Source organism: Streptomyces sp. NPDC003379 (assembly GCF_053589195.1).
On record NZ_JBSFRK010000008.1, the window covers coordinates 1 to 17450 of the forward strand.

A 17450-nucleotide genomic window follows, 5' to 3' on the forward strand; every position below is an offset into this window, starting at 1 on the left:
CAACGCCGCCGCCCTGTGGAGCCTCGCCCAGGCCCCCGGCACCCCGCGCGGCGCGAAGATCCTCACCACCGCGCTGACCAACCAGACGGAGCTGGAGTGGAAACGCGGCACCGAGGCCGGTCTCACCGGGTACGAAGTCGTGTGGCGCGAGACGACCGACACCGACTGGACCCATGTGATCGACGTCGGCGACGCCACCCGTCACACCGTCGACCTGTCCAAGGACAACGTCTTCTTCGGTGTACGCGCGGTCGGCCGCTCCGGCCTGCGCAGCCCCGTGGCGTTCCCCGCACCACAGCGCTGAGGCGCCGCAAGGGCAGCGAGGGCCGAGCGGGACGGGTATCCGGTTCGGCCGCGTACGTGACCAGGCACTTGTCGCCCTCACCGGGTGGGAGCGGTGGGGGCGGGGGATGTTCGGAGCGTCCCCGTGGGTGCGCCCGAATCACACACCAATTCTGGAATAGGCGCTCAGGAGGACCTTCTTCGACGGGGTTCCCAGTGCCGCTTGAAGCCAGCCCGGAGCAGAGAGGAACAGCCCGGCGGTAGTGCCCGGTCGGGCCCAGCGCGGGGATATCCAGCATGCTCGCTCTCCTGTTCCTTCCGCCGAGTCACGGGGCGGACGGTGCTGAGGGGGTCAGCGCGCCGCGGCCGTCACAGCACGGCGCTGACGGGTCTCGGCCGCGAGGTCGTGAGAACGGCCACGGTGGCGTCCCAGCCCATGCAGGCATCGGTGACGCTCTGGCCGAACACGGGCTCCTGGAGGCCGAGTTCCTGGCGCCCGGGGATCAGGAAGCCCTCCAGCATGACGCCGCGGATGTCCGTGTTGCCGGCCGCGACCTGCGCCCCTATCTCCCGTGCGACCACGGCCTGTCGCTCGTGGTCCTTGCCGCTGTTGCCGTGGCTGGCGTCGATGACCAGGCCGGTCGGCAGCGCGGCCGCGGCCAGGAGCCGTGCCGTCTCGCGCACGTTCTCGGGGTGGTAGTTGGGCCGGCCCGAACCGCCCGGGAGCACCACGTGGCAGTCCGTGTTCCCGTCGTCCGCAGCGTGACCGCCCTGCCGTCCCGGTAGACGCCGAGGTAGACGTGCGGGGCGGCCGCGGACCGGATGGCGTCGACGGCGACGCCCACGGAGCCGGTGCTGCCGTTCTTCATGCCCATGGGTATGGGAAGGCCGCTCGCCAGCTGCCGGTGCACCTGGCTCTCCACGGTCCGCGCGCCGATGGCGCCCCAGGAGATCAGGTCGGCCAGATACACCGGAGCCGACGGGCTCAGCCACTCGGTCGCGATGGGCAGCCCCTGTTCGGCGATCTCCAGGATGAGCGTCCGCGCCGTACGCAGCCCGAGGTTGACGTCCAGGCTGCCGTCGAGAGCCGGGTCGGTGAGCAGTCCGGTCCGGCCGACCGTGGTGCGGGGCTTTTCGACGTACACCCGCATGACGACCGCCAGGTCGTGGGCGAGGTCGGCGGCCGGTTCGCCGAGCGACTTCGCGTACGCCAGACCGGCGTTCACGTCGTGGATCGAGCACGGCCCGACCACGGCGAGCAGCCGGTCGTCGTCGCCGCTCAGCACGCGGCGGGTCATCCGGCGGCCGTCGCTCGGACCTCCGATGGCGCTGGAGATGCCCCGGCACAACCGTCCGGCAAGCACGCGTTTCACGGTGCCGTTTGCCTCCTGGACGGACGGGCGGGTTCGGGTGCGGGCGGGCGGCGCGCTCCCCCTACCGCTCGGCCCCCTCGGGCAGCGTCGCCTCCTCGGGGCTCGCCATGTCGAGGAGCAGCATCGCGTCGTGGTCGGGGGTGCCGGGCGGAGCCTGGTAGGTGACGAGGCGCTGGCCGTCCGTGCGGGAGATCGTCATCACCTCGAAGGAGAGGCGGAGCGAGCCGACCTCCGGGTGCCGGAAGTGCTTCTCGCCGCCGCCGCGCTCCTTCACGTCGTACCGCTCCCAGAGCCGGGCGAACTCCGGGCTCTTCACCACGAGCTCGCCGACGAGCTGGGCCAGTTCCGGCATGTCCGGGTCGGCGCCGGCCACCGCGCGCAGGTGGCCCGCGCTGTGCGCCGCCATCTCCTCCCAGTCGCGGTACAGCTTGCGGCCCATGGGGTGCAGGAACATGTAGCGCGTGATGTTGCGGCGCTCCCACGGCCAGTCCGTGATGCCGGCGAAGAGACGCAGTCCGGGCCGGTTGGCGGCCAGCAGGTCGTTGGTACGGCTGACGACGTACGCCGGGGCGGGGCGCACCGTCTCCAGCAGGACGCGCAACGACTCCCGCACCGTCCGCGTCGGCCCCGCGGACGGCGTCGGCGGCTGACCCGCGGCGAGCGCCACCAGCTCGTGCAGCCGGTGCAGCGCGTCGCCGGAGAGCTGGAGCGACTCGCCGAGCGCGGCGACCACGGCGGGTGAGGGCCGGGTCTCGCGGCCGCGCTCCAGACGCGTGTAGTAGTCGACGCTCACCCCGGCGAGGGTCGCCAACTCCTCGCGGCGCAGCCCCGGAGTGCGGCGGACGCCCGTGCCGGCCCGCAGGCCCACGTCCTGGGGGCGCACCTGCCCGCGGCGGGCGCGGAGAAAGCGGCCCAGTTCCGTACCTTCGGTCATCCGTTCATTCTCGCAAAGAGTGTCGGGCGCCGGGAGGCCGTATCAGGGCCAGGCACAGCACTCCCCCGCACAGCTCGGCCTGCCAGCGGGGCGCACGGGCAGGGCACGCTGCTTGCCGTATCCACAGCGACACCGCGGTGAGGAGCAGCACACCATGAGTACGACGCAGTCCGGCGCGGACACGGCTGTTGAGGCGGGCCTGTCCCCCGGAGACGACCCGGGACAGCCAGGTTCCCCCCGCGCGGCTCTGGTCGCCGCCGTCCTCGGCTTCTTCGTGATCACGATCGATGTCTCCGGCGTCAACGTCGCGCTGCCCGCCATGCGGGCCGACCTCGGCGGCTCGATGTCCGGTCTCCAATGGGTCGTCGACAGCTACACGTTGATGTTCGCGGCGCTGATGCTCTCCGCCGGCGCGCTCTCGGACGCGGTGGGCGCGCGGCGCGCGTACGGTTGGGGGCTCGGCGTCTTCACTCTCGCCTCGCTGGCCTGCGGGGCGGCGCCGACGCTCGGGGTGCTGATCGCGGCCCGCATGGTGCAGGGCAGCGCGGCGGCGGTCATGGTGCCCTCCTCGCTGGCTCTGATCCGGCAGGCGTTCTCCGATCCGGACGAGCGGGCGCGTGGCATCGCGCTGTGGACGGTCGGCGGCGCGGTGGCCATCGCCGCTGGGCCCGTCCTGGGCGGGCTGCTCACCACGGAGTGGAGCTGGCGCGCCGTGTTCTGCCTCAACGTGCCCACCGGGATCATCGGGTTCCTGGCGCTGACGCGGGCGACGCGCTCCCCGCGCCACTCCGTCGCGTTCGACCTGCCGGGGCAGGTGACCGCCGTACTGACGCTGGCGGCGCTGACCTTCGCCGTGATCGACGGCGGGCACAACGGGTTCACCGGCACCGTCCTTGCCGCGACCGTGGTCACGGTGCTGTCCGCGGCCAATTTCGTGGCCATCGAGGCCCGGCGGCGCAATCCGATGCTGCCGCTGGAGCTGTTCCGGCTGCGCGGCGTGACCGTGCCGGTGATCTCGGGCTTCGCCCTCAACGCCGCCTTCTACGGCGGGGTGTTCGTGCTCAGCCTCTTCTTCCAGGAGCAGCGGGGGCAGTCGGCGCTCTCGGCCGGACTGATGTTCGTGCCGATGGCGCTGATCACCGCCAACGTCAACTATCTCTCGCCGCGGGCGGTCACCCGCTTCGGCCGGCGGCCCGTGGTCGTCGCCGGACTGCTGATCGTCGCGCTGGGCTGCGGCGTGCTGCTCCCCATCGACCCCGGCACGCCCCCGTGGGCGACCGCCCTGCTGATGATTCCGCTGGGCATCGGCGGCTCCCTTGCCATGCCGGCGCTGACCTCCCTGATGCTCGACAGCGTCGCCGCGGAGCGGGCCGGCACAGCGGCAGCGCTGCTCAACACCAGTCGCCAGACGGGCGGAGCCGTGAGCATCGCCGCCTTCGGCGCGCTCCTCGCCGGGGACTTCTCGTCAGGGATGAGGGAGAGCCTGCTGAGCGCCGCGTGTCTGCTGGTGGTCATGGCCTTGGGCGCGGGGGCGTTGCTGCCCCGGCGCTGAGGTCGGCCGGGGCGGCGACGGCGGCTGTCGCCGATGTCTCCCAGCGGCGGCCGGACTCCCCCGGCCAGCCGCTGGGTCACTTTCACTGGGGACCGCAAGGGCCGCTCGACGGGCCCCCTGTCGTCCCACGTGACCCTCGCCGGGCGGCCGGAAACGGGATGACAGGTGGCCGCCGACGGACCAGAGTCCCTGAAGACCGTGTTCGCCGATTCGCTCATGCGTCGGCAGAGCAGCGAGCCGATCGATTCATCCTGCGGCTCCGAGCAGTGGATCAAACGGAGGGATCAGCGGGCTGCCGGTTCGGCCTTCGCCTTCGCGGTAGTCGACTGCGACGACACGGTGCTCGGGCATGTGCGATCTCTCGCCGTCAGCGCGTCACCGCTGTTCGGAAGGCCAGCGTAGACCTCTGCCGAAGTGCGACAGCCATGGGTCTTGCGTGGGCGATGGTTGAGCTCGTGGGCGATGGCGTCCAGATCGGCCTGGCTGAACGTGCGGAGGTCCGCGCCCTTGGGGAGGTACTGCCGAAGCAGCCGGTTGGTGTTCTCGTTGGTGCCGCGCTGCCACGGGCTGCGCGGCTTGCAGAGGTGGATCGGCATCCCGGTCCGTGCGGTGATGGCCTGGTGCTCGGCCATCGCCCGGCCCCGGCCCCAGCCCCAGCCCCAGCCCCAGCCCCAGCCCCAGGTGAGCGTCCGCCGCAGACGGGGCGGCGGGATGCCGAGGAGACTGCGGATGAGGTGCGGAGTGACCTGCTGCGCCTCGATGCCGTCCGGCAGCGCAACGATGGTCGTGTAGCGGCTGGTGCGCTCGACGAGCGTGGCGACGGCCGAGGGCCGGGTTCCCATCACGAGGTCACCCTCCCAGTGGCCGGGAACCTTGCGGTCGTCGACCTCGGCGGGGCGGGCGGTGATGGACACCATGCCGCGGATGATGCCCCGCCCGGTGGGCCGGCGGGCGAGCTTCGGGCGGCGCATGGGCCTGGCTGACCGCAGCCGCTGGGTGAGGCTGCGGTCGATCACCTGGCGCCGACGAGGGTCGTAGAGCGAGAGGTAGATCGCTTCGTGCGAGATCTGTATGGCGGCGTCACCAGGAAACTGACGTCGCAGCCATCCTGCGATCTGTTCGGGAGACCAGCACACTGCGAGCTTGGCCTCCACCAGTTGGTCTCCACCAGGGCGCGCAGAGCGGGCCGTTGGGCGAGCTTGACCTGCTTCGGCCGGCGCCCGCGCGCGTAGGCGGCCCGCATCGGCGGACACGGCTCGGTAGCGGTCCCGGCCGCCGTTGCGGGCGATCTCGCGTGAGACGGCCGAAGGGGATCGGCCCAGCCGCCTGGCCAACTGCCGAGCAGACTCTCCGGCCGCTATGCCGCGGGATATCTCCTCGCGCTCGCTGCCGGTCAGATGCCGCTCGGAGCGCTGCTGTGGGGTGAGGCGAATGCCGCCGCTCCGGTACAGGAACTGGCGGACGGGGTGCATGGGCGCCCCGAGCGCCCGACCCATCAAGCTGAACGACTGCCCTTCGCGCCAGCGTCCCCAAACCTCGTCCTGCTGAGCCGACGAGAACCCGTAGTCACGCACCTTGCGCGCCGGTGCGTGGGTGGTGCGTTGATTACTTGAGGGTGCCCCCAGCTCGACGCGCTCAGCAAGCACCGGCATCCTGCGGGACAAGATCTTCAGCGAACAGTTCAGCACCCGCGTACGGGCCCGGCCCCGGTTCGTGGAGGCGCTGCGGACCGCGCGGGCGATCAAGGCGCACGCCCCGCACTGTCGGGTCATCTTCACCGTGTCCGAGATGAAGCGTCTCGGCCGCGACGCCGCCGAGCAGGCCGTGGGTGGTGAGGTGATCGGCGAGCCGTGAGGTCACGCTGTGGCTTCACTCCGACGGACGCCTTCTGGGCCAAATCCATCGAGGCCCACTTCGGGCCGCTGCGGCAGTTCTCCCTCGCCTGCTGCCGCCCCCACAACCACACCGTCCAGACCCGGAGACTGCACGCCTGCCTGCGCTGGCGAAACGCGAACGCGCGACACCCCGATGTGCCGGCCGGTGCTAGTTGAAGGTCTCGGCCACCTTGGTCATCGGCCCTCCTGCGTCACCGGTGTTGATCGTTCCAGCCGGTTCGAACAGCAGGATGGCGGTTTCTTCGTCCGCCACAGGGCAGTGTTCGACACCGCGGGGAACCACGAACAACTCACCGGGTTCCAGCACCACATCGCCATCCCTGAGCTGGATGGTGAGCCGCCCGCTGATGACCAGGAACAGTTCATCGGTGTTCTCGTGGCTGTGCCAGACGAATTCCCCCTTCAGTTTGGCCAGCTTGACCTCGTAATCGTTGAGCTTTGCCACCTTCTTCTGCGACCACAGCTCGCTGAACTGCGCGAGCTTGTCAGCGAGGTTGACGGCAACGGGAAACGTGGACATGCGGCATTCCTTCCTCAAGGCCGATAGCTCGGGAGGCTTCTGCCTCCCGCTGTCCGGCTGGTGTCACGAGCCTGCCGCCCTCGGACTCCGCTGGTCTTGTACGTTCCTGGCATGACCGCACAGCGTTCCCGCACGTCCATCAGCGCCTGGCGGCCGTCGGTCCCGGGGATCACAGAGGTCTTCCACGCGCACTTCACCGACCACGCGTACCCGTCCCACACCCACGACACGTGGGATCTGATGATCCTCGATGACGGTGCGGTCGACTTCGCACTCGACCGCCGCCGCCACGGAGCGACCGGTGCGGCCAGCGTCCTCCTGCTGCCACCGGGCGTCCCCCACGACGGTCGGACTGTCACGGCCTCAGGCTTCCGCAAGCGCGTTCTCTACCTCGATGACTCTGTGCTTCCACAGCGATTGGCCGACGGTGCGGTGGACGGCCCGGTCCTCGATGATGCACTGCTGCGCTATCGGATCCACCAGCTGCACGTTTCCCTCGGCCAAGCGGGAGACGAGTTCGAAGCCGAGTCCCGCCTCTCCTTCATCCGTGAACGGCTCCACTTTCACCTCGACGCGCTTCAGCCCCTCACGCCAAGCCGCGAGGCAAACCGGCTGGCGACCAGGTTGCGAGAACTACTGGACTCTCGGATACCCGCCGGCATATCCCTGTACGCGGCTGCCGCCACTCTGCATGCTCACCCCACCCACCTGATCCGCTGCTTCAAACAGACCTACGGCCTGCCACCGCACGCCTACCTCACCGGCAAACGCATCGACCAAGCACGCAGGCTCCTGCTCGATGGCCTCCGACCCGCCCAGGTCGCTACAACCGTCGGATTCCACGACCAAGCCCACCTGAATCGACACTTCACACGCCACGTGGGCACCACGCCCGGACGCTATATGCGGAGCCTCACCAACTCTGGCGAGATGCTCCCTGAGGCCGCGTCGGATGCACCCGAGCCATCCGACCGGCCCGGGAACCCCCGACGCGATCACCGACCCGGCGAACCATCCCGGTCACAGCGCTAGCGACGGCGGCGGCCATGACGGGCTTTGCCCACCCCTCGGTGGGCACCGGCGGCACCAGGCGCAGCGGACCGTCAGCAACGCGACGGGGTTGCTTCTGGGCGGCGGGCGTCTCGATCGGTTCTCCGGATAGCGGGCATCCCTGGCCCTCCGGCATGAGGTGACGGGCGAGTGTGCCTTTGCTCGTGATGCGGGCCCAGGTGCCGCATGCGCACTCGTAGCTGTTCACCAGTTCCTGGACCGTCCACGACCACGGCCCCGGATTTCGGGCAAGGGCTGGTGCCTTCGGGGGCGTCGTGCTCGTACAGGCGGCCGCTGCGCAGGCTCGCCTTCATCGGGGTGCCGCACTCGGGGCATAGGCACTTTTTCGCTGGTGCAAGAACGCGCCTGGCCCTCACGCACCCTGTGCACTACAGAGGTGCCCCGTCAGGTCGGCGGGCGTCGCGCGCCGCCGCCGCTTCCGTTCAGCGGGATCAGTGTCTCCAGATGAGCGCCCTTGACCCAGGAGCCGAGCAGGTCACGGTGCAGGGCCACGATGTCCTGGCGCACCGCCAGGCCGAGGGCAGCCTTTGTGAACGTGCGGCACGTGGTGACGAACAGGGCGACGTCCGCGCCGTGTTCGAGGCGGGCGGTGCCGACGAACTTCTGCATGTCCTGCTCCCTTGGTAAGGGCATCCCGAGGGAGCGATGGTTCCCGGGGATGTTCGAGTGCCGGATCGTGACATCCAAGGGCAGCCGGGCGAGCTACGTCTCAACGTAGACCGGGTGCGCGGACTGGTGCTCATTGCGGCGGTCGTGTGGGTATCGCGCACACGCCTTTGGGTCGCCGGGCTAGCGACGCCTGATCCGTAGATCGGCGGTGCCTGGTGCTCCTGCGGCCGCCGCCACTCAGCAGGCGGATGCTGACGTTTCGTCGGTGTTGGGGAACGTCTTTGCAACTGTGTGTCCTCCTGGTTGAGCCGGCAGTCATAAGCATCCAGCTTCCAGCGCACCTTGACCGGATGCACTTCGCCTTCGGCACCCCCGGTCTGCCAGATGGCTGCCGACAGTTGCAGCGGCTCTCCCGGCACTCCTGCGCCGATGTGGTCACCCAGAGCCTCCAGCCAACCGCCCTGCTGGGCAGCGGTATTGCCGAACGGGTCCGTTGTGTACTGGTACAGCGACCCGCTGGAATACGAAGGCGCAGTCGGCGCATTCACGTACGCAGCCGGCCGGACACCGGAACCGGATGAGACCGGCTGCCCCTTCGCCTTCGGGCCGCCCGTCTTCAACGCCCGCTGATTGGCTTTCAGCAGCTTGAGCTGCGCGGCAGTCGCAGGCTTGCTCTTCGTCGGCGCCGCCCGGTCTTTGGTCTGCTTCCGCCGCTCCTTGGGCGTGACCGGCTTCTGATGCGCTGCCGGAGCGGGGCCACGGCCATCACGTGCACTGGCCACTTGAGGGGTACCGTCCGCCGACACCCGGACCAACCACCCGCCGCCCGCGACTACAGACAGCGCCAAGACAACGACCAAGACACGCATGCGCGCAGACACAGTGGCCAGCACAAACCCCACCCCATGAAATACGCACAACTTGTCGTTGGCTGTGTACGAGATGTGAAATCTTGATGCACTGGCCACCTAAAGATCAGCCACGGAAATCTGCTTCATTCGCTTTCAGTCATAAATCCTCCGAGGATCTTTACCCTGTCGTGACTGACTGGTCGCATAGACCCGACGTTGGCACCAGAGCGCAATGACGTGGCATACCGACACCGAACACTCCGCTTGCCGTCGGTATCGGGACCCAGGATGCTGGCCCTGGCCTCATTACGTCGCACGCGTTCCGTGACTACGTGCGTAGAGGCTGCATACCAGCACGTAGTCGCAGACCGTGGAGTAGGACACCAGGTCGAAGTCGTACTCCTGGGCCAGACGCTGGTAGATCCGGCGGGCGGTGTGATTCTGCTTGCGCGGCGCGTTCGCGTCCTCCCGCAGCATCGCGTCGATCCACGGCTTGGCCGGGTCCAGAACCGCAGCCCGCGGCGCCGGCTTCTTCCGCGGCGGAGGAACCGCAGACAGCAGGGCCTGCCGCACCGTCCTGCGAGGCACCCCGTACTTCTCCGCCAGAGCCCGCTGCGACAGCTACGGATCAAGGCGCTTGTCCCTCCGGATCGCAGCGAACAACTCCGGCCGCGACAAACCCATCCCGGCCTCCCGACACGACCGTGATCAAGCAACATGGCCTCCGACATGACCGTGATCGACGCACAAACCCTGCCGTCGCCGGGCGGGCGGACCAGTGCATTCACTCCGAAGAGGGCACGTCGTCGGTAAGCTGCCGCAGCCTCACTCTGGACCGGAGGTCCAGCGTTCACTTGAGTTCGCTCATCGAGTGCAACTGCGCAAACTCGTCGGCGAGTATGCCCATGACGACCAGATCATGGTGTCGGTTGGCAAAGAACACGTGATCACGCAGGCGCCCCTCCTCGGCGAAGCCTAGGCGGCGATGCAGTGCCAGCGATGCCTCGTTGTGCCCGAAGATCCGTGCCTCGCACTTGTGGTACCGCCGCTCGGCGAACATGAATCGCAGCAGCATCGCCACGGCTTCTGCCGCGTAGCCCTTACGTCGGTGCCCAGCACCCATCGTGATGCCGTACTCGAACCGTCCCGCCCGCGGATCTGCGTGGTGCGAGCCGACAGCCCCCACGATCTGCCCCGTGTCCACGGCTTCGACGGCCAACGTGAAGCAGTCACCATCGGACTTCATGACGGCCTGTTCCTTCGCCCAGGCGCGGAACCCCTCGGCAGACCGAGGCGGATGCAGCAGGTCTCCCGACCGCTCCTCATCGACGGCGAAGCCCACGAACGCCGTCCAGTCCTCGGGCTCTATACCGCGTAGACGTACCCGCTTACCAGTCCAGAACGAAGTCATCCCCTATTCGATCACGCCGCAAGATGCGATGCACGGGCCCTCCTGGCCCTGGCCTGCAGTGCCATGTCATACCGGTGGAGCCAGATCAACTTCGTACGTCATGGAGCCGCGAAACGCTGATGCGCTGGTGCCAAAAGAGGCTCTGGCCCAAGTTATGTGAGCCGGTGACGCTGAGTCACGCGAGGAGGACTCGTTTCCGGAGGAGCGGGAATCCAGCCCGGCCGAACATCTGCCGTTTGAGCATCTTGATCCGGTTGACTGTTCCTTCGACGGGCCCTGAGTTCCAGTCGGTGGTGAGTCCGGCGGTGACCGCGGCGAAATCGCTTTCAAGTCCGGCCGCGAAGGTGCTGATGCCGGGCAGGCCGACTGTCATCGCCTCGGTGATCCATTCGGGCAGGCGCAGGCCGTCGAGCGTGGTGAGCATCTCCGCGAACGAGCTGGTCAGTTCGGCGGCGGAGGCCAGTTCCGGGATGCGGTCGAGGACTGCCTTGCGGTGAAGCTTCTCCTCTTCGGTCAGAGTGGCCGGGTGCCGGGTGAGCCAGCCGGTCACCTGCCGTACCGACGGTGGTGGCGGGGCGAGTGTGAGGCCTTCCCGCTGGGGCAGGTCGCGGCGGATCCAGTCACAGATGGTGGAGTAGTGGCCGCGGAAGCCTCGGGCGGTGATCTCCCGGAAGAGGGCGAGGACGGTCACTCTTCCGCCGGTCTCGGCCCAGCGTGCGGCCAGGTAGGGCTTGAACGGGTCGAGCTTGCTCGGGAGCTGACGTTTGCGACCCTTGACCATGTCTTGCCAGGATGCGGCGCGTGCATATCGCTGCACGGTGTGTCGGCCCCAGCCCAGATGCTGTGCGACGGCCCGCAGGCTCATGCCTTGGGCGAGGAGTTCGTGGACCAGAGCGTGGTGCATCCAGGCCCGCTCGGCGAACTTGCCCGTCGGCGCATCCGTTTCACCGTCTCGACCGGCGGCTTCTCCGGTCGGCGTCTCCCAGACGGGTTCCGGCTCGGAGACCGGCAGCGGCAAGTCACGCAGGCCGGAGCGATGGGCAGCCACCGTCTTCTCGACGGCGGATGCGAGGTTCTGCCAGAGACGGAACCGGTCGGCGACCTGGAGGGCCTGGGGCGCGGCGGTGTCGGCCGCTTCGGCGTAGGCGCCGGCGCGGTCGCGGCAGATGACTTCGATTCCGGGGTGGGCCGCGAGCCAGGGGGCGAGGGTGGCGGCGTCGCGTCCGGGCAGCAGGTCGAGGACCTGGTGGGTCTCGGCGTCGATCACGACCGTTCCGTAGACGTGACCGCGGCGGAGGGCGAAGTCGTCCACGCCGACGGCGCGGGGCTCGTCGGTGCCGGGTCTGGCAGGTCCATCACCCGCCGCAACAGCGTATTGCGGCTGGTCACGATGCCCAGATGCGCGGCGAGGCGTGCACCGGCCCGCCCTGCGAGCGCCAGCCCGACCTTGCTCATCGTGGACCGCAGACGCTCGGTGGTCCGACCACGGCGCCTGGTCAGTCCCGGTACCTGCTCGACGAACGTGCGCCGCGGACAGGCCGGGGTCGCGCAGACGAACCGGCGGACCCTCAGCACCAGGACACACGGCCGACCACCACAGGCCAGATCTGTGGGAAAAACGCTGGTAGGAGCCGTGGACCTGAGCCGACCAGTCTCCGCACGTCGGACAGCAAGCACCGCTCGCGGTGCACCGTGCCTCGACGCGTATCGCTTCGCCGTCCGTCTCGACAGACGTAATCATGACCATCGTGTTCGACGGGAACAACAACTCTTGCACCGCAGAGGGACCTTCGCTCACGGCGACCGAATGTCGAGCACGCCAGCCATACGAGGGACGAAATCCGGGCGACCTCCAAGTCCCAGCAGCGAAGATCAACGACTACAAGGAGTAGTCACCTCACACAACTTGGGCCAGAGCCCAAAACTGCCGGCGAAAACAGGCGGGGAACGCGCAGACGTGCCATGACGTCGGTGAAGGCGGGTGCGTCGGCGTTGCCGTGCCGCACGTGCACGTCGACTCCGCACTCGAAGCACTTGAGGGGCTCCACGTAGGGCGGGTGAGCTGGATGTCGATCGCGGAACGGTCGTACTTGTCCCCGCGGACGTCCATGGCGAACGCGATCCGCACGCCCCGCTTCTTTGTCGGCTTCGCCACCCGCACTCCCCTCCCAGCCCCTCCTGATCTTGCCGAGTCCGCAGCAGCACAGGAAGACTCCCACGGCCGCATCGGCGCGAGGGCGGGCCCGGCGGCGGGCAGCCCGGCGTCACGGGAGCAGCAGGGACGTCGGCTGACAAGCGGTGGGGCCCGGCCGAAGGAACCCAATTTCGGCGGATTCCAGGATATCCGGCCTTCGGCACGCAAGGGCTTGTTTGCGTATGCGGTTCTCGGCATCCGGCTGCTTCAGTAAGCCGGAAGGAATCCACATGCACCCGGCCAAAGGCGGATCTTGTGATGTCTCTTCGGCGTTCCCTCTTCACCCTCACCGCCACGGCAGGTCTGGCCATGTCCGCGGCGCTCACCGCCCCGGCAGCGGTGGCGGACTCGGCGGCCATCGAGACGGACGTGTCGATCAACGCGTACGCGGACTGTCCGGTCGGCTGGTTCTGCGTCTGGGAGCACGCGGACGGACAGGGAAGGATGGCTCGCTTCCAGTCGGGGACCCCCCACCTCGGCAACTACAACCTGAACGATCAGGTCTCCTCGGCCTGGAACAGGACCGGCCGGACCTTCTGCACCTACGTGGACATCAACTACAGCGGAGCCACATGGCCAGTAGGGAACTGGCAGGGCAATACATCCCAGTACAACCGGAACGACAACATCAGCTCCCTGCGGGCAGGATCGTGCTGATCAGGCCTCGAAGGCGTAGTGGAGGGGTGCGGGCGGTCCTGAAGATTCCGCGGCCGCCAGATCCAGTTCAGTAGGGATTTCAAGCTAACGAAAGATTCCGGTGCGGCTCGCATCTGCCGCCTCCGCAGGCCAGCCGTCTCATGTCCCGCAGCGGTCGGCTGAACCAGGAGTCCACATGCACCCGGTGAAAGGCGGATTTTTGTGATGTCTCTTCGGCGTTCCCTCTTCACCCTCACCGCCACGGCAGGTCTGGCCATGTCCGCGGCGCTCACCGCCCCGGCAGCGGTGGCGGACTCGGCGGCCATCGAGACGGACGTGTCGATCAACGCGTACGCGGACTGTCCGGTCGGCTGGTTCTGCGTCTGGGACCAGCCGGGCGGAGGGGGAGAGGGATGGGCACGGATGGCTCGCTTCCAGACAGGGGTCCCCGACCTTCGCGTCGTGAACATGGACAACCAGATCTCCTCGCTCTGGAACAGGACCGGCAGGGTTTGGTGCGTGTATACGGGCCCCGGCTACACCGGCAGCGCCTGGCAAGTAGGGAACTGGCAGGGTGATGCCCCGCCCGGCCTGAACGACGACATCAGCTCCCTCAGGCCGTGCTGACATTGCGGTAGCCCCCTGATCGCCCCGGGGTCCGGGTGCCTGAGGCCCGGCCAGGCGCCGCACCGATCCGAAAGTTTTGTGGGTCAGGATCTTGTTCGGCCAGGAAGGTGGCAGCCTCGCCTCGTCACAGTTGCCGGCGCGCACGAGAGCGCTGACCTGCACAAAGCGGGCGCCCGGACACGCCGGGGCTCAGACACGATGGTCAGCCGGCGGGTTCGTACTCCACCGTTTCCTGCCCGCACCCGGCGGCCAGCTCCCGCAGGGCATGCCGTTCGACCTAGCGTAGGCCTTGCGGCGCTCGGCACTCCACGTGCCGAACCAGCGGCCAATCGCTGAACTGCGATCTACCTCCTTCACGGAACTGTGGACAGAACTTTGAAACTCCCCATCCGTTGAACGGTGACGAGTAGCCCTGACCGTTTTCACGGGCCAGGGGTGCCCGTTGGGTGAGTGGCGCCTTGGGCGTCCGGCTTCTACGAAGTGCGCAGTACGGCCAGAGCGGCAGGACTGCGGCCGGGGGTGTGCTCATGGTGTGGCGGCTCCGCCGTCATGTGTCTCGTTCAGGCCGGACGCACGGTTCGGGCCGGTCAGTACACGAGCTACGGCTCTGACCGGGTAGACACCTCACTATGGGTCGACCGGCTCCCACAGCAGGAGCGCACGGTCGCGGCCGCCTGTGGCGAGCAATGTGCGCCCGTCAACGTCCGGTACGGCGCACACCGCGCTCAGCCAACTGTCGCTGTGGCCACTGAGAGGCTCGCCGATCGGCTTGAGGTGATCGGGTTCCACAGGCGTAGCAGGCCGTCATGGCCAATGGTGACCAGTCGGGCTCCGTCGGCACCAGGCAGTACACACATGCCCGTCACCCAGTTGTGGGCGTGAAGTGGCTCGGCAACGGGCTCGCAGGTGGTGGGGTCCCACAGCCACACGAGCCCGTCACGGCCGCCGCTGGCGAGGAGAGTGCGACCGTCGCTACCAGGCAAGGCGCACAACGTCTCGACCCAATTGCAGTCGAGAGCGCTGGCGGGCTCCATATTCGTCCCGAACTGCTGGCGCGTCCGCGGGTCGTACAGTTGCACGGTCGCTTTGCCGGAGACCACGGCGATGAGCGTGCGGCCGTCGGCAGCGGGCACTGAACATACGGTGGGGCGCTTGGTCGATCCGGCGCTCTCGAACGGTTCGCCCAGGGGTTGCCCGGTGGCCGGGTCCCACAGTTGCAGCAGCGTGCGGTAGCTGGAGGTGGCGAGTAACGAGCGGCCGTCCACATCGGGCACGACACACATCACGGTCACACCGTGCCAGCGGTTCGGGGTGGCGATGCCGACCTGATCGCCGGTGGCCGGATCCCAGCGCCGTAGGTGGTCGTCCTCGTGCACGCTGAACAGCACGGTGCGGTCGTCGACGTCCTCGAGCGCGCACACGCCCATGGTCCAGTTGCTCTGGCGAAAATAGTCGTCGTCGCGACGTCCGTCTGCGCGGGGAATGTCGAGCCAGGCGCGCACGAGGTCGCCGGATGCCGGGTCCCACAACCGGATCGAGGCATCATGGGCGCCACTGGCAACCAACGTCCGGCCGTCGACCGCGGGCACCGCGCACATGGTCCTGATCCAGCCGCCGTGCCCGTCGAGCCCCGTGCCGAGCCCGACCTCGTCCGTCAGGTCCCACAGCCGTACCGATCCGTGGTCGCTGAGACCGCCGTGCTCGACACTCGCGAGCCGGGCTCCGCCGTCGCCGGAGGGGATGGTGCACAAGGACTTCACGTCGCCGATGTGTCCCGTCAGCGGCGGCATGACGGGTGCGCCAGCCGCCGGATCCCACACCTGGATCGTCCCGTTGCGGCCGCCCGCGGCGAGCAGTGCGCGGCTGTCGGCACCGGGCACCTCGCACATCGCGGTCACCTCGTCGGGCTGCCCGCTCAACAGGGTACCGATCGGTTGTCCGGAAACCGGGTCGCGCAACACGATCTGACCGTCACGGCCACCACTCGTGGCGAGCAGCGTGCGGCCGTCCACGTTGGCCACCACGCACATCGTCGCGACGTAGTCGGTTCGCAACGTGCCGGCCGACTGTCCGGTGGCCGGATCCAGCAGCTCGATCCCGCCGGACCTGACAACGGCCAAGAGGGTGCTGTCGCCGACTCCGGGCACCGCGCACATGGTCTCGTACAGCACGTCGTTGTGCGGCCATTCGCGGATCTTGCTCCAGGTGTCCGGATCCCACAGTCGCACCCGTTCCTTGTCCTTGGTGGCCAATACGGTGCGACCGTCGACGTCGGGGATCGCGCACACGGAGGTGACGGCCTCACCGGGGCTCGCCAGGTCCGCGACCTCTTCGCCCGCGACCGGATCCCACACCGGCACGGAGCCGTCCTCACGGCCGGCGACGACGAGCGTGCGGCCATCGGCGACGGGCAGTGCGCACATGGCGTTGACCCAGCGCGAGGCGCTCTGCCACGGCGGGAGGTGGGCGTCCGCCGCGTCATTCCTGCCGGTGAGGACGGCGAGCGGGTCACCGGATTCCGGGTCCCACAGCGACACCGGCCCATCGATGTGACCGGTCCCGAGCAGGGTTCGACCACCGATCGGCACGGCGCACGCGTAGTGCGGGTAGTGCGTGGTGACGACGCGGTGCGGGACACCTGACCACCACGCGGCGCGCAGCCGCCACCGCCATGGCTGTCCGGCCGCGCAGGCCTCGGCCAGCTCGGCGCTGCGGTTTTGGCGGGCATGGACGTGCAGCCACCACCGCCGGCGTTCCTCGCCATGTGGGTGCTGGTGTGCATGGTGGGCCTCGCTGCCGAAAGCGTGGGTGCGGGTGGCCGGCGGTCACCGCTGGGTTTCCTCGCCGCCGTCTACCCCGTCGTCTTGGCCCTCATCGTGCTGACCGAGGAACCGGGCGAAGCCGCGGTCCGCGCGGGCCAGCAGGGCGGGAGAGGGAACCCCGTAGACGGGCAGATGAAGGCCGCGGCCCTCCAGGGCCAGAGTGGTGGAGTCGGTGTGTGCACGCATGGCCCCGGGTGGTCCGTCGGTGCCGTCGACGCTACGCACCCACCGCCGGTGAGGACCGCACGGTGCGGTTATGGAACTGGGCCAGTGGCCGGTGCACCGCCGCTCTCACCGGCCACCACAGCGAGGTGAATGCGGTGGCGATTTCGCCGGACGGCACATGGCTGGCCACCGCTGCCGGAAACGTGTGGCTGTGGGACCAGGCCAGCGGACAGCACACTGCCACCCTCACCGGGGAGACCGGGGCTGCGATGTCAGTGGCGATCTCACCCGACAGCACCTGGCTCGCCACCACCAGCGACAAGACGGTGTGGCTGTGGGACCAGGCCAGCAGACAATGCACCGCTACCCTCACCGGACACAAAAAGGAGGTGGCCGCGGTAACGATTTCACCCGACGGCACCTGGCTAGCCACCGCCAGCTGGGACAAGACGGTGCGGCTGTGGGACCCGACCAGCAGACAGTGCACCGCCACCCTCACCGGCCATAC

The 17450-nt window shown here is 68.7% G+C and carries 13 protein-coding genes and 4 pseudogenes; 7 read left to right on the plus strand and 10 right to left on the minus strand.

Annotated features, from left to right (window positions below; translation table 11 throughout):
* A pseudogene (locus ACWDVB_RS09520) lies at nucleotides 1-304 on the plus strand (aminopeptidase); the annotation flags it as partial.
* A 347-nt stretch (nucleotides 305-651) separates the two neighbouring features.
* On the opposite strand, the pseudogene ACWDVB_RS09525 reads toward ACWDVB_RS09520, so the two are convergent.
* A pseudogene (locus tag ACWDVB_RS09525) lies at nucleotides 652-1580 on the minus strand (3-deoxy-7-phosphoheptulonate synthase).
* Nucleotides 1581-1716: 136 nt separating this feature from the next.
* Complete coding sequence (locus ACWDVB_RS09530) at nucleotides 1717-2589, minus strand: helix-turn-helix transcriptional regulator (RefSeq protein WP_451520000.1); 873 nt, start codon at nucleotides 2587-2589, stop codon at nucleotides 1717-1719.
* Between the two features lie 154 nt (nucleotides 2590-2743).
* Between ACWDVB_RS09530 and ACWDVB_RS09535 the strand changes: the two genes are divergently transcribed.
* Nucleotides 2744-4141, plus strand: a complete 1398-nt coding sequence (locus ACWDVB_RS09535) for an MFS transporter (protein ID WP_451611953.1) — start codon at nucleotides 2744-2746, stop codon at nucleotides 4139-4141.
* 284 nt (nucleotides 4142-4425) lie between these two features.
* Here the strand turns inward: ACWDVB_RS09535 and ACWDVB_RS09540 are convergent, their stop codons facing one another.
* Nucleotides 4426-5886 carry an IS30 family transposase gene (locus ACWDVB_RS09540; RefSeq protein WP_451514434.1) on the minus strand — a complete coding sequence of 487 codons (1461 nt, stop codon included), beginning with the start codon at nucleotides 5884-5886 and terminating at the stop codon, nucleotides 4426-4428.
* Between the two features lie 123 nt (nucleotides 5887-6009).
* Between ACWDVB_RS09540 and ACWDVB_RS09545 the strand changes: the two are divergent.
* Nucleotides 6010-6180, plus strand: a pseudogene (locus tag ACWDVB_RS09545) (IS630 family transposase); the annotation flags it as partial.
* 4 nt (nucleotides 6181-6184) lie between these two features.
* Here the strand turns inward: ACWDVB_RS09545 and ACWDVB_RS09550 are convergent.
* Entirely contained in the window at nucleotides 6185-6556 is a 372-nt protein-coding gene (locus tag ACWDVB_RS09550) for a cupin domain-containing protein (protein WP_451514433.1), read from the minus strand.
* Between the two features lie 111 nt (nucleotides 6557-6667).
* Here ACWDVB_RS09550 and ACWDVB_RS09555 point away from each other — a divergent pair, with 111 nt between their 5' ends.
* On the plus strand, nucleotides 6668-7588 hold the full coding sequence (locus tag ACWDVB_RS09555) for a helix-turn-helix domain-containing protein (protein WP_451514432.1): 921 nt from the start codon (nucleotides 6668-6670) through the stop codon (nucleotides 7586-7588).
* 423 nt (nucleotides 7589-8011) lie between these two features.
* Here ACWDVB_RS09555 and ACWDVB_RS09560 read toward each other — a convergent pair.
* The 4 genes and pseudogenes from ACWDVB_RS09560 to ACWDVB_RS09575 all read right to left on the minus strand — a co-directional run.
* Nucleotides 8012-8242: pseudogene (locus tag ACWDVB_RS09560) on the minus strand (restriction endonuclease); the annotation flags it as partial.
* 1151 nt (nucleotides 8243-9393) lie between these two features.
* On the minus strand, nucleotides 9394-9675 hold the full coding sequence (locus ACWDVB_RS09565) for a hypothetical protein (RefSeq protein ID WP_451514431.1): 282 nt from the start codon (nucleotides 9673-9675) through the stop codon (nucleotides 9394-9396).
* 262 nt (nucleotides 9676-9937) lie between these two features.
* A complete protein-coding gene (locus ACWDVB_RS09570) occupies nucleotides 9938-10498 on the minus strand; it encodes a GNAT family N-acetyltransferase (protein WP_451514430.1) in 561 nt (186 codons plus the stop codon).
* A gap of 175 nt (nucleotides 10499-10673) precedes the next feature.
* Entirely contained in the window at nucleotides 10674-12245 is a 1572-nt protein-coding gene (locus ACWDVB_RS09575) for a transposase (RefSeq protein ID WP_451611955.1), read from the minus strand.
* 705 nt (nucleotides 12246-12950) lie between these two features.
* Here ACWDVB_RS09575 and ACWDVB_RS09580 point away from each other — a divergent pair.
* Both ACWDVB_RS09580 and ACWDVB_RS09585 read left to right on the plus strand, forming a co-directional pair.
* Nucleotides 12951-13349: a peptidase inhibitor family I36 protein gene (locus ACWDVB_RS09580; RefSeq protein ID WP_451514429.1), complete on the plus strand. Its 399-nt coding sequence runs from the start codon at nucleotides 12951-12953 to the stop codon at nucleotides 13347-13349.
* 204 nt (nucleotides 13350-13553) lie between these two features.
* Entirely contained in the window at nucleotides 13554-13955 is a 402-nt protein-coding gene (locus ACWDVB_RS09585) for a peptidase inhibitor family I36 protein (RefSeq protein ID WP_451514428.1), read from the plus strand.
* A gap of 725 nt (nucleotides 13956-14680) precedes the next feature.
* Here the strand turns inward: ACWDVB_RS09585 and ACWDVB_RS09590 are convergent.
* Together ACWDVB_RS09590 and ACWDVB_RS09595 are read right to left on the minus strand one after the other, a co-directional pair.
* Nucleotides 14681-16543, minus strand: a complete 1863-nt coding sequence (locus ACWDVB_RS09590; RefSeq protein WP_451514427.1) for a WD40 repeat domain-containing protein — start codon at nucleotides 16541-16543, stop codon at nucleotides 14681-14683.
* 237 nt (nucleotides 16544-16780) lie between these two features.
* Nucleotides 16781-16963, minus strand: a complete 183-nt coding sequence (locus tag ACWDVB_RS09595) for a hypothetical protein (protein ID WP_451514426.1) — start codon at nucleotides 16961-16963, stop codon at nucleotides 16781-16783.
* A 134-nt stretch (nucleotides 16964-17097) separates the two neighbouring features.
* On the opposite strand from ACWDVB_RS09595, the gene ACWDVB_RS09600 reads away from it, so the two are divergent.
* Nucleotides 17098-17450 (plus strand): WD40 repeat domain-containing protein (locus tag ACWDVB_RS09600; RefSeq protein ID WP_451514425.1); only part of this gene is annotated, 353 nt, incomplete at its 3' end.

Bases quoted from the DNA above. Each gene is read 5' to 3' on its own strand.
- ACWDVB_RS09580 (WP_451514429.1), top strand. From the start codon at position 12,951: ATGTCTCTTCGGCGTTCCCTCTTCACCCTCACCGCCACGGCAGGTCTG.
- ACWDVB_RS09535 (WP_451611953.1), top strand. From the start codon at position 2,744: ATGAGTACGACGCAGTCCGGCGCGGACACGGCTGTTGAGGCGGGCCTG.
- ACWDVB_RS09555 (WP_451514432.1), top strand. From the start codon at position 6,668: ATGACCGCACAGCGTTCCCGCACGTCCATCAGCGCCTGGCGGCCGTCG.
- ACWDVB_RS09570 (WP_451514430.1), bottom strand. From the start codon at position 10,498: ATGACTTCGTTCTGGACTGGTAAGCGGGTACGTCTACGCGGTATAGAG.
- ACWDVB_RS09575 (WP_451611955.1), bottom strand. From the start codon at position 12,245: ATGGTCATGATTACGTCTGTCGAGACGGACGGCGAAGCGATACGCGTC.
- ACWDVB_RS09585 (WP_451514428.1), top strand. From the start codon at position 13,554: ATGTCTCTTCGGCGTTCCCTCTTCACCCTCACCGCCACGGCAGGTCTG.
- ACWDVB_RS09595 (WP_451514426.1), bottom strand. From the start codon at position 16,963: ATGCGTGCACACACCGACTCCACCACTCTGGCCCTGGAGGGCCGCGGC.
- ACWDVB_RS09530 (WP_451520000.1), bottom strand. From the start codon at position 2,589: ATGACCGAAGGTACGGAACTGGGCCGCTTTCTCCGCGCCCGCCGCGGG.
- ACWDVB_RS09550 (WP_451514433.1), bottom strand. From the start codon at position 6,556: ATGTCCACGTTTCCCGTTGCCGTCAACCTCGCTGACAAGCTCGCGCAG.